The 10,908-nt window shown below is 61.9% G+C and carries 11 protein-coding genes and 1 pseudogene; 9 read left to right on the top strand and 3 right to left on the bottom strand.

The window, feature by feature from the left end; translation table 11 throughout:
* The 6 genes and pseudogenes from CAPSK01_RS09210 to CAPSK01_RS22495 all read left to right on the top strand — a co-directional run.
* A partial coding sequence (locus CAPSK01_RS09210; RefSeq protein WP_273703407.1) for a tyrosine-type recombinase/integrase occupies positions 1–358 on the top strand: 358 nt, incomplete at its 5' end.
* On the top strand, positions 300–509 hold the full coding sequence (locus CAPSK01_RS22500) for a tyrosine-type recombinase/integrase (RefSeq protein WP_337958568.1): 210 nt from the start codon (positions 300–302) through the stop codon (positions 507–509). The genes CAPSK01_RS09210 and CAPSK01_RS22500, both read left to right, overlap by 59 nt.
* Positions 506–1,612, top strand: a complete 1,107-nt coding sequence (locus tag CAPSK01_RS09205) for an IS91 family transposase (RefSeq protein ID WP_034925621.1) — start codon at positions 506–508, stop codon at positions 1,610–1,612. Before CAPSK01_RS22500 ends, CAPSK01_RS09205 begins: the two co-directional genes overlap by 4 nt.
* Positions 1,613–2,318: 706 nt before the next feature.
* Complete coding sequence (locus tag CAPSK01_RS09200) at positions 2,319–2,573, top strand: hypothetical protein (RefSeq protein ID WP_034925619.1); 255 nt, start codon at positions 2,319–2,321, stop codon at positions 2,571–2,573.
* A pseudogene (locus tag CAPSK01_RS09195) lies at positions 2,570–3,448 on the top strand (DNA cytosine methyltransferase); the annotation flags it as partial. The gene CAPSK01_RS09200 and the pseudogene CAPSK01_RS09195, both read left to right, overlap by 4 nt.
* A 28-nt stretch (positions 3,449–3,476) precedes the next feature.
* Complete coding sequence (locus CAPSK01_RS22495) at positions 3,477–3,776, top strand: AlpA family phage regulatory protein (RefSeq protein WP_273703406.1); 300 nt, start codon at positions 3,477–3,479, stop codon at positions 3,774–3,776.
* A gap of 321 nt (positions 3,777–4,097) precedes the next feature.
* Here the strand turns inward: CAPSK01_RS22495 and CAPSK01_RS24330 are convergent, their stop codons facing one another.
* Positions 4,098–4,691: an Arm DNA-binding domain-containing protein gene (locus tag CAPSK01_RS24330; protein ID WP_337958564.1), complete on the bottom strand. Its 594-nt coding sequence runs from the start codon at positions 4,689–4,691 to the stop codon at positions 4,098–4,100.
* 179 nt (positions 4,692–4,870) lie between these two features.
* Here CAPSK01_RS24330 and mutS point away from each other — a divergent pair, with 179 nt between their 5' ends.
* The 3 genes from mutS to CAPSK01_RS09175 all read left to right on the top strand — a co-directional run bounded on the left by mutS (position 4,871) and on the right by CAPSK01_RS09175 (position 9,633).
* Positions 4,871–7,492: a DNA mismatch repair protein MutS gene (gene mutS, locus CAPSK01_RS09185; protein ID WP_034925616.1), complete on the top strand. Its 2,622-nt coding sequence runs from the start codon at positions 4,871–4,873 to the stop codon at positions 7,490–7,492.
* The gene (locus CAPSK01_RS09180) at positions 7,492–8,415 is read left to right on the top strand and encodes a metallophosphoesterase (protein ID WP_273703405.1); all 924 of its coding nucleotides are present in this window, start codon (positions 7,492–7,494) and stop codon (positions 8,413–8,415) included. Before mutS ends, CAPSK01_RS09180 begins: the two co-directional genes overlap by 1 nt.
* 84 nt (positions 8,416–8,499) lie before the next feature.
* Positions 8,500–9,633: an ABC transporter substrate-binding protein gene (locus CAPSK01_RS09175; protein WP_034925614.1), complete on the top strand. Its 1,134-nt coding sequence runs from the start codon at positions 8,500–8,502 to the stop codon at positions 9,631–9,633.
* Between the two features lie 96 nt (positions 9,634–9,729).
* On the opposite strand, the gene CAPSK01_RS09170 is transcribed toward CAPSK01_RS09175, so the two are convergent.
* Both CAPSK01_RS09170 and CAPSK01_RS09165 read right to left on the bottom strand, forming a co-directional pair.
* A complete protein-coding gene (locus CAPSK01_RS09170) occupies positions 9,730–10,236 on the bottom strand; it encodes a peptidylprolyl isomerase (protein WP_034925611.1) in 507 nt (168 codons plus the stop codon).
* Positions 10,233–10,703, bottom strand: a complete 471-nt coding sequence (locus tag CAPSK01_RS09165) for a peroxiredoxin (protein WP_034925608.1) — start codon at positions 10,701–10,703, stop codon at positions 10,233–10,235. Before CAPSK01_RS09165 ends, CAPSK01_RS09170 begins: the two co-directional genes overlap by 4 nt.
* Positions 10,704–10,908 lie beyond the last annotated feature (205 nt).

Below are 10,908 nucleotides of genomic sequence, written 5' to 3'. Positions count from 1 at the left end.
CTACAGTCTCGGCCTGCGCCTTGGCGAAGGGTTGCGGCTGACGGTCGCCGACATCGACGGCGCACGCGCGCGGGTGCATATCCGCGATGCCCAAGGCAACAAGGACCGCCTAGTGCCGTTGCCGACGGCCACCGACCGACTCCTGCGCGGGTTCTGGCAGCGCCACCGTAATCCCGTCCTGCTGTTTCCCAATCGCCGCGGCGGCTTGCCGGGCGCACATGCCGCCAGCACTCCTCTCGACCGCGGCGGCGTTCAGAATGCCCTGCGGGCAGTCGTCGAATCGTGTGGACTAAAAAAACATTTCGCCCCACAGCCTTCGGCACAGCTATGCCACGCACCTGATCGAGGCCGGTGTTGACCTCATCGAAGTCCAGAAGAATCTCGGCCATCACTCGATCCTCACGACCGCCCGCTACACCCATCTGACGGATCAAACCAAGCCCCACGCCATTGACCGCATCAACGCGCTGATGGACCGCTATTGCCTGGCCAAGGGGGCGCCCCGATGATCCGTCTCGCTGCCATCATCGCCGAATTCGGAGCCGACTTCCTCGCGCAATTCCGTCCCCGGCTGAGCTTTGACCAGGTGCAGGCGCTGTCGGCGATCGAGCACTGCCGCAGCCCTGACAGTCCGATGATGCAGGTTCAATGCAGTGACTGTGCCCACCACCACCTCGTTCCGCATTCCTGCGGCCATCGCCTTTGCCCGCACTGCCAGCACCACGAGAGCCAGGAATGGCTGGAACGTCAGATGCAGCGGCTCGTCCCGGCCGACTACTTTCTGCTGACCTTCACGCTCCCGGCCGAATTACGCGGGCTCGCTCTGGCTCACGCCGACATCGTCCTCGATTCCATGATGAGATGTGCCTGGGAAACAGTGCTGCGTTTCAGTCAGAACGACCGGCAGTTGCAGGGAACCCCGGGGGCGATCGCGGTACTGCACACGCATTCGCGCCGTCTCGACTTCCACCCGCATGTCCATCTCGTCGTTCCCGCAGCGGCGGTCGATGCGGGACGGCGGCGCTGGCGATGCAAGCGGCGCGGCAAGAACGGCACCTATCTGTTCAACGAGAAGGCGCTGGCCAAGGTCTTCCGGGCCAAGATGCTGGCAGCGATCGAGGCAGCCGGCATTCCTCTGCCGGTGCGCTATCCGCGGGAATGGGTGGCGCACTGCAAATCGGTCGGCAGCGGCGAGAAGGCCCTGATCTACCTCGGTCGTTACCTCTACCGCGGCGTCATCCGCGAAGACGACATTCTCGCCTGCGAGAATGGCCAGGTGAGCTTCCGCTATCGCAATGCTCAAACCGGCAAACAGGAAAAGCGCTCGCTCACGGCTGCCGATTTCCTCTGGTTGATTCTCCAGCATGTCCTGCCCAAGGGGTTTCGCCGCGCTCGCAATTTCGGCTTCCTGCACGCCAATTCCAAGCGCCTGATCGCCTTGCTGCATCTCTTGCTCAAGTTCGATCCCAGCCGCTTCACGCCGCCGCGCAAGGAGCGGCCAGCGATGCTTTGCCCCTGCTGTGGCGCCGTGATGGCGATCGTCAGGACGCGAATTCGCTCGACATCGCCCGCAGTCATCACCATCGCGCCGCTCGCCGCGGTCGCCCTCTGACCATGTAAGCCGAGACCTCAGCGCTGTCCGGCCGCGTTCGGGACTTCAGTTTCCCCAAGCTGAGCGATGCGCCCGCCCGGAATTGAGAACCCGGAGCCTAAAACCCTCCGGATTCGCGAAACCATTGCCGCCTGGGCAGCAGCAAACCGGGATTTCCTGTTCTCGGCACTCCGGAATTCATGCTTCCCGGGTAAATCCAGAAAAGATATTTGCAGAGGGGCGCTCAGCGCTCCGGCCCGGGCTCGTCCAACAAACGGATCAGATCGTGGCTTCGCACGATCTATCCTTATTCGTTAGGCCGCGACGGAAAGGATGAGACATGAACGAACAATGCCAATGCCGGCAATGCCTGCGAGACAGGAACGAAGGCGCCGAGATTGCGCCTGGGCTTTTCATTCCAGCCGAAGCGCAGCGGATGGTGTTATGCCAGACCTGCGGCAACAAGCGATGCCCGCACGCTACCGACCACAGGAACGCCTGCACAGGCAGCAACGAGCCGGGGCAACCCGGTAGCGCATACGCGGAGTGCAAGCCGCATAACGCCATCGTCACGGGCGGGCCGCTTGCGGCACGTCCCGTGGACGGAGATGTACGAATACTAGGTGAGGGCCTGCCAGCAGCACGATCGCCCATCACAGGCAACTGCGGGACACTGCCAGCCGAGCGTCGGCAGAGCGCGAGGCGAAACCCGCCGCGAGGAAAAAAGATGACCGACACGCCACGCACGGGCGCTGCTCTCGGCGCCACACTCGACGCCGGGTTCGATTTGGGGCCGGAGCACAGACCGCTGGTGGAACTGTGCCGCGAATTGGAGCGCGAAAACGACAGGCTGCGGAGAATCGCGGCACACGTGCCTGCGATGGTCTACATCGCCGCGAAGGAAGGGGCTGGATACGGCGAGCAAGTGCGCGCAATGACGCCGAACGCAGAAGTCGCTTTAAACAATGAGGTATCGAGATGAAGCGCGACGCCTTCACATTTTTCCAGGACGACGTACGCGAGATCCGCCACTTTCATCTATTCTGCGGTCTCGGCGGCGGCGCCAAAGGGTTCAACAAGGCCACGCCGCGCGTGGCCAACATGGTCGGCCAGTTCCGCTGTATCGGAGGCGTCGACGTCGACGCGGCGGCCATCCGCGACTTCCAGCGCCTGACCGGCGTGCCCGGCACCGTCCTCGACCTGTTCGACCGTGATCAGTACGCCGCTTTCCACGGTGCGCCGCCACCGGCAGACTGGCGCGAGGCCACGCCGCAGGACATCCAGCGCGCCGCCGGAAACGAGCAGCCCCACATTGTTTTCCTGTCTGCGCCCTGCAAGGGCTTCTCCGGATTGCTGGCCGAAGGCAAGAGCAAGACAGCAAGGTATCAGGCTCTCAACGGGCTAACGCTGCGAGGCGTCTGGCTGATGCTCGAGGCCTTCTCGGACGATCCTCCAGATCTGATCGTTTTCGAGAACGTTCCGCGTATCGCCAGCCGAGGCAGGCATCTGCTCGACCAGATCGGCGACCTGCTGCACAGCTACGGTTACGCCGTGGCCGAGACAACGCACGACTGCGGCGAGATTGGGAGTTTGGCGCAGAGCCGCAAACGCTTCCTGATGGTGGCCCGCCACGTCGAGAAGGTGCCACCGTTCCTGTACGAGCCGGAGAAGCATCGGCTGCAGGCGGTCGGGACCGTCCTCGATCGCATGCCGCTTCCTGGCGATCCGGCTGGCGGCCCGATGCATCGCGTTCCGCGCCTGCAGTGGAAGACATGGATACGACTGGCGTTCGTCGAGGCCGGCAGCGACTGGCGCAGCCTGAACAACCTCGCGGTCGAAAACGGCCATCTCCGCGACTAGCCATGTGCACTGCGAGGTCAGAGTCATGAACAGGACCCGTTCCGTGTCGGTAAAGCAGATTTTCGTCGAGCTTTCAACCGTAGCGGAGCTGCTCACCCTGTCTGAATCGACCGTACAGGCCATGGTTCGACTTGGGCCAGAACATTTCCCACAACCGCGACTACTATCAGGGCGGCGCGTCGGGTGGCTTTTGCGGGAAATAGAGGAATGGGCAGAATCACGACCGGCTTCGGACTTGCCGCCGCCGCCAAACACGGGAGCAAAGAAGCCGCGTCCCGCTACCCGGAAGTTGCAAGATGCTCCAGGTGATCAGAAAGCCGCCTGAGTCATTCCACTCGCTCAGCGTCGTAGGCGTGCTTGTTGTAGACCCCCAACACTCCGGGAAGCATGTGCCCAAGGATCGATTCACCAACTGCGTCAGGACACCCCATCGAGGCCAGCAAGGTGCGGGCTGTTCGTCTCAGATCGTGTGGGGCCCAGTGAGATACAGGGAGGCGTGCCCGTTCAGCTTCGGGTCTGGTGGTGCTGTATGGCTGATGAAAGTAGACCGTCGACTGAATCGTCTTCTGCTCGACTGCTCGGACCTTGCCATCGAGGGTTCGCGCCGGGAACAAAGGCCCGTCGCCGTATCGATCCTTCCTGCGCATCACCACTTCCAAGGCCCGGCCAAACAGAGGCACGCGCAGATCGGTAGCGTTCTCGTGGCGGGCGCTCTTCGTCTTCCCGCCTGCACCGGTGCTGTCTCGGCATAGCCCTTGATCAGATCGAACGCCTCGGCACGCGAGATGTCCTTGGCGGCCAAGCCAGCCGTATCGCCGAGCATCTTGTCGAACATGCGCCTGACTTCGGTAGCACCCTTCTTCGCCCGAAACGGCAAGACATGGCCTTGCCAGTAGTCATCACAGACCTGCGCCACCGTGTAGCACGGAGTGGACGCGGCGACCGCCTCAGCAATTGCGCGGCGAGATCGTTCCCTCTCTGCTTTCGCCTCGACGGCCGGATCCCTGCCGGAATCGCGCAGATCGCGCAGTCGCTCCCAAGCGACGACAGCAGCGTGAACTGACATGACTGGCCAGGTGCCAATCTTTACCTGTCGCAGCTTTTGGTCGAGCGGACTGCGATACCGGTACGTCCAAGTCTTTCGGTCAGCGTACGCTTCTACACGAAGACCAGGGGTCTCCGTGCTGGTAAGATGTTGACCTGGCTGCAGCAGCTTGATTGCCCTCGCATCGAACCCCATGGCGCCCTTTCAGTATAGGTTTCTCAGTTTGCCAATGCGGCAGTATAGGTTCTCGAAAATACACCAAAAAACCTACACTGAAAAGCCAAGTGTAGGTGTGTGTAGAACAACGTAGTTGAACCTTCAGGCATCGGAAACATGACCGATGTTACAAGACAAATCAACGGCTTGACTGGCATATGCCGAAAAATAAAGACGCAAGAGAAGGCGATGTAACGGGGCATACCCCGATGATGCAGCAGTACCTGCGCATCAAGGCCGAACATCCTGGCATCCTGTTGTTTTACCGGATGGGCGACTTTTACGAACTGTTCTTCGACGACGCGGAAAAAGCGGCGCGGCTGCTGGACATTACGCTGACGACACGCGGCCAGTCGGCAGGACAGCCGATCAAGATGGCCGGGGTACCCTACCACGCCGTCGAACAATATCTGGCGAAGCTGGTCAGGCTCGGTGAATCCGTCGTGATCTGCGAGCAGATCGGCGATCCGGCGACCAGCAAGGGGCCGGTCGAGCGCGCGGTGACACGCATCGTCACGCCTGGCACCCTGACCGACGCGGCCTTGCTCGACGAGAAGCGCGACACGCTGTTGCTCGCCTTGTGCGCCAGCAAGCAACTTGCCGGCCTGGCCTGGATCAACCTTGCGAGTGGCGACTTCCGTGTCTGCGAAGTCGCGCCCGGCAAGCTTGCCGCCACGCTTGAACGCGTCCGTCCCGCCGAGATCATCGTGCCGGAAAGCTTCGGACTGGCTTTCACGACCGTCACTCCCGAAGTGGCGGTGAGGCGTCAGCCGGACTGGCATTTCGACGCCCAAACCGCTAGCCGCGAACTCTGTACGCATTTTGCCACCCGCTCGCTCGCCGGTTTCGGTGCCGACGCTCTGCGCCCGGCCATTGCCGCTGCCGGCGCCCTGTTGCGCTATGCGAAGGCCACCCAGACGCGCGCCCTGCCACACCTGCGGGCGCTGATCGTCGAACGCGACGCCAGTTTCCTCGGACTAGACACGGCGACGCGACGCAATCTCGAACTCACTGAAACCTTGCGTGGCCAACCGGCGCCGACGCTCTGCAGCCTGCTCGACAACTGCATCACCGCCATGGGCGCGCGCCTGCTGCGACATGCGCTGCACCATCCCTGGCGAGACCCGACCATTCCATCCGCGCGCCACGCAGCGGTAGCGATGCTGCTCGACGACGGTGGCCGTACGCTGCACGAGTTGCGGCGAGCGTTGCGCGGCTTTGCCGACATCGAACGTATCGCCGGCAGGATCGCGCTCTGCAGCGCCCGCCCACGCGATCTGTCGGGCTTGCGCGACAGTTTGCAGCGCCTGCGTGAACTGCGCGCGCCGCTGGCAGCAATGGCTCCGAACACCGCGGCAGCCCCGCTCCTTGTCGAACTGCATGCGCAGCTGGCCACTCCGGACGCCGCCCTTGACCTCCTGAGTCGCGCCATCCTGCCTGAACCAGCCGCGCTGATCCGCGACGGTGGGGTCATCGCCCACGGCTTCGACGCCGATCTCGACGAACTGCGCGCCCTCAATGACCACTGCGGCACTTTTCTGGTCGAACTCGAGGCGCGTGAACGCGAGCGCACGGGCATCAGCAACCTGAAGGTCGAGTACAACCGTGTGCACGGCTTCTACATTGAAGTCAGCCACGCCAATGCCTCCAGAGTGCCCGACGATTATCGCCGCCGGCAAACCCTGAAAAACGCCGAACGCTACCTGACACCGGAACTCAAGGCCTTCGAGGACAAGGCCCTGTCGGCGCAGGAGCGCGGCCTGGCACGTGAAAAGCTGCTCTACGAAGGCATTCTCGCCACCCTGCAAGGCGATCTGCCGCAGTTGCAGCAGATCGCCCAGGCAGTTGCCGGCCTCGACCTCCTGAGCGGATTCGCCGATACCGCACAAAAGCGCAACTACTGCCGACCCTTGTTTTCATCCGAGCCAGGGCTGCTGATCGAAGGCGGTCGGCACCCGGTCGTCGAAGATCAGCTCGATGGCAGCGGCAGCTTCATTGCCAATGAGACGCGCCTTGGCGACGAGCGGCGACTGTTGCTGATCACCGGCCCGAATATGGGCGGCAAATCGACCTACATGCGCCAGACCGCGCTGATCGCCCTGCTCGCACATGTCGGCAGCTACGTGCCGGCAACCCGCGCGGTTATCGGCCCGCTCGACCAGATCTTCACGCGCATCGGCGCCGCCGATGACCTCGCCGCCGGGCGCTCGACGTTCATGGTCGAAATGACCGAATCGGCAGCCATCCTGCATCACGCCACCGAAAACAGCCTGGTGCTGATGGACGAAGTCGGACGTGGCACCTCGACCTTCGACGGCATGGCGCTGGCCTTTGCCATCTGTCGCCATCTGCTCGAAAAAAATCGTTGCCTGACGCTGTTCGCGACCCATTATTTCGAGCTGACGCTGTTGGCGAACGAGTACCCGGACCTGGCCAATGTGCATCTGGACGCCATCGAGCACGGCGAGCGCATCGTCTTTCTGCACGCCGTCGAGGAAGGCCCGGCCAACCAGAGTTACGGGATTCAGGTCGCCGCACTGGCGGGCATTCCCTCTGCGGTCGTGAAAGCAGCCCGGCGACAGTTGCGCGAGTTCGAGCAACGGGCTTCGATCAATCCCCTGCAACCCGATCTCTTTGCCACGGCACTGGCCGATGCCGCAGAAGCGCAGGAGCCCCTCCCCACCCCTCCGGCCATCGAGCGGTTACGTTCGCTCGATCCTGATCGACTGACCCCCCGCGAGGCGCTCGACGCCCTCTACGAACTCAAATCGCTGCTTTGATGACTCTCCGCGCGTACGCATTGCTGCTTGCCGGCCTGTGGTTTGCCGGTTCGGTACACGCCGAAACCTGGCGTTTCGCAGTGATCGGCGATACCCCGTATAACGCTTACGAGCGCAGCGAACTACCGCGCATGCTCGACGATATCGCCGACGAGCACCCCGGCTTGATCATCCATGCTGGCGACTTCAAGGATAGCCGGACGATCTGCAGCGACGAGGTGTTCCTCGACCGGCGCACGCTCTTCGCTGCGTCACGAGTGCCGCTGCTCTACGTCGTCGGCGACAACGAATGGACCGACTGCCGGCAATTGGCTGCCGGCCACTTCGACCCGCTTGAGCGGCTGCAGAAGCTGCGCGAGCTGTTTTTCTCAGAACCGCGCACGCTGGGAAGGCAGACGCTGCTGGTCGAACAACAGGCTAATACCCCCGAGCACCTGCGCTGGCGTCTTGGCCCGGTGCTGTTCCTGTCGCTCAACGTTCCCGGTCCGAACAACCATTTCGGCCTGGGGAGCACGCCCAGCGACGAATATCTGGCGCGCAATCCCGTGCTCATCGACTGGCTCCGACAGGGATTTGCCGTTGCACGGCGCGAACAGGCGGCCGGCATGGTCATCGTCATGCAGGCCAACCCAGGCTTCAAGCATCACGCGGCCGGCCTGACGCACGCCGGTTACCGGAATCTGCTGGAGACCCTGAGCACGGAAACCCTGGCTTTTTCTGGTCAGGTTCTGCTGGTGCACGGCGACACACACTGGCAGCGCATCGACCAGCCACTGCGCCATCCGAAGACGAAGCTGCCGATGACCAACTTCACTCGCCTGGAAACCTTTGGCTACCCGGTCATGGGCTGGGTAAAAGTCATCATCGACGACGAGTTGCCGCAGCTCTTCCGCTTCGAGGTCCATCCCTACCGCCGGCGCTGACTGCCGCAGCGAACAAGACCGTCGACAGCAGCGCCAGCAAGTCCTACACTCGGCATGCTTAACTGCATCAGGAGGACTGGACCCATGCCGCTGATCTCCTTCGTTCGCGCGACCCTGGCGATCATCTTGTTCGCCATGGCGCTGCCCAGTGCTGCCCAAATCGTCATCGGCCAGGTTGCCGCATTCAGCGGCCCTCTGGCGCCCACAGGAACACACATGCGAGCCGGGGCACAACTCTACTTCGACGCGATCAACGCCGAAGGCGGCATCCACGGAGCCAGGATTCGACTGCTCTCGAAGGATGACGGCTACAAAAGCGAGGAGACGGTTCGGCTAGCCCGCGAGATGCTCAAGGAATCGCAACCTCTGGCGTTCATCGGCTTCGTCGGCACGGGCAACGTCGAGGCCATTCTCGACCAGAAGATCCTCAGTGAAGCCGGCATTCCTCTGGTTGCCGTGCGCACCGGAACCGAATCGCTGGTGCGCAGGAACGACCCGTTTCTGTTCATGACCCGTGCCAGCTACGCAGAAGAAATCGAAAAGATCACCGACCAGTACATCACCACCGGTTACACCCGCTTTGCCATCCTCTATCAGGACGATGCCTTCGGCCAGGGCGTGCTGCAGAGCGCTGAGCAGGCGATCAAGAACGCCGGCGGCACCCTGGCCGCCAAGGGCGCCTACGCGAAAAATACGACCGAGGTCGGCGCTGCCGTCAAGATCATTGCCGCCGCCAAACCGCAGGCAGTGATCCTGATTGCCAATACCGCGGCCAGCGCCGAGTTCCTGAAACAGTCACGCGAGGCAGGAAATCTCGCCCAATATGTCGCCCTTTCGACCACCGATGCGGCCCAGATCGTACAGCGAATTGGCGCCGACAAGGCGGAGGGATTGGCACTGACGCAAGTCGTTCCGGATCCGAACAGTCAAACCGTTCCGCTGATCCGGGAAATCCAGAACAACTTCGCGAAGTTCAAACCCCGTGACGTGACGCTCAACCATACCTTCGTGGAAGGTTACCTGGGTGCCATGGTGCTCGGCGAAGCACTTCGCCGTACCGGACCCAACCCGACGCGCAAGAAGCTGCGCGACACCCTTGAAGCGCTCAAGAACTATGACGCCGGTGGCGTCTTCATCAGCTTTTCGCCAAAGCGGCACGCCGGCTCGCGCTTCGTCGACATCACCATCCTCAATCGCACCGGCAAGCTGCTGCGCTAGACCCGAGGTGTGGATGACCGGCCCGGCCGGCACCCCCCCCGCCGGCGAAAACGGCCAGCTAGCGGAAAGCGCCCTGGGTACCCCCCCGCAGGACGGTCATTCCTCGTCCTCGCAACTGTCGTCGTGCGTATGCCCGTGGCTGATTTCCTCGGCAGTCGCCGGGCGAACGGCGGTGACGGTACAGGTGAACACCAGTGCCATGCCGGCCAAGGGATGATTGGCATCGAGAACGACCTTGTCGTCGGCGATTTCGGTCACCCGGTAAATCAGCACTTCATCGTCCTCATCTTCGTCATCGACACCCTCCGGCACCCCTTCAAACTGCATGCCTACCTGCAGTTCCTGGGGAAACTGACTGCGCGACTCGAGTTGGACAAGCTCAGCATCGTATTCACCGAAGGCGTCGTCGGGCTGCATCTTGACCACCACCGACTCGCCAATCCGCTTGCCGTGCATGGCTTCTTCGATCATCGGGAAAATGTCGTCGTAGCCGCCGTGCAAATAGACCAGAGGCTCCTGACCCGCATCCACCAACTGCCCGTCGACATCGGTCACGTTATAGTCCAGGGTAACCACCATATTCTTTGCAACTTGCATGTTCATTTCTTGAGTTCCTTAACCGTGCGCAGCATTTCAAGCGCATGGCCTTTGGCGTTCACTCCGTAGGACGCAAAACGGAGAACGCCTTGTTTGTCGATGACAAAAGTCGAGCGAACGATGCCGTGTTTCTTGACTCCATTCACTTCTTTCGCCTGCCAGACACCGTACTGTTTGCACGCCGAACCCTCGGCATCCGAAAGGAGACACACGGAAATACCATGCTTGTCCCGGAACTCTGCGTGTTTGATGCAGTCATCGCGGCTGATGCCAATGATCAGGCAGTCCAGTCGCGCGAATTCGTCCTCATGATCGGAGAAATCAGTCGCCTGCAGCGTACAGCACGGTGCGTCATCTCTCGGATAGAAAAAGAGAATGATATTGCTCTTGCCCTGAAACTGGGCGATATCGACGAGTTCCATATCCGCATCGGGGAGGACGAACATCGGAGCTGCCTGTCCTGCTTTCAGCATGGTGCCCCCTCAAAGACCCTTCCCGACCGCACACAAGCGAGCGGGTGACGCAGATTCTAACCAAGCTTCTGCCGTCTGACTACAAGAAGCGACACTTGTACCCGCTACAATATGCCCCGCATGTGGCAGTCACTCCCACCCAACCATTTCTCGATTCTGGATGAGGGACTGCAGGATACTCGCCATTCTCGAACACAGCAAACCC

Source organism: Candidatus Accumulibacter vicinus, from assembly GCF_000584955.1.
Taxonomy (GTDB): domain Bacteria; phylum Pseudomonadota; class Gammaproteobacteria; order Burkholderiales; family Rhodocyclaceae; genus Accumulibacter; species Accumulibacter vicinus.
This window is presented reverse-complemented; position numbering and strand designations above follow the sequence as displayed.

Coding starts and splice junctions, on each gene's coding strand:
- CAPSK01_RS09180 (WP_273703405.1), top strand. CDS start 7,492: ATGACTCTCCGCGCGTACGCATTGCTGCTTGCCGGCCTGTGGTTTGCC.
- CAPSK01_RS09205 (WP_034925621.1), top strand. CDS start 506: ATGATCCGTCTCGCTGCCATCATCGCCGAATTCGGAGCCGACTTCCTC.
- CAPSK01_RS09200 (WP_034925619.1), top strand. CDS start 2,319: ATGACCGACACGCCACGCACGGGCGCTGCTCTCGGCGCCACACTCGAC.
- CAPSK01_RS09170 (WP_034925611.1), bottom strand. CDS start 10,236: ATGAACATGCAAGTTGCAAAGAATATGGTGGTTACCCTGGACTATAAC.
- mutS (WP_034925616.1), top strand. CDS start 4,871: ATGCCGAAAAATAAAGACGCAAGAGAAGGCGATGTAACGGGGCATACC.
- CAPSK01_RS09175 (WP_034925614.1), top strand. CDS start 8,500: ATGCCGCTGATCTCCTTCGTTCGCGCGACCCTGGCGATCATCTTGTTC.
- CAPSK01_RS09165 (WP_034925608.1), bottom strand. CDS start 10,703: ATGCTGAAAGCAGGACAGGCAGCTCCGATGTTCGTCCTCCCCGATGCG.
- CAPSK01_RS22495 (WP_273703406.1), top strand. CDS start 3,477: ATGAACAGGACCCGTTCCGTGTCGGTAAAGCAGATTTTCGTCGAGCTT.
- CAPSK01_RS24330 (WP_337958564.1), bottom strand. CDS start 4,691: ATGGGGTTCGATGCGAGGGCAATCAAGCTGCTGCAGCCAGGTCAACAT.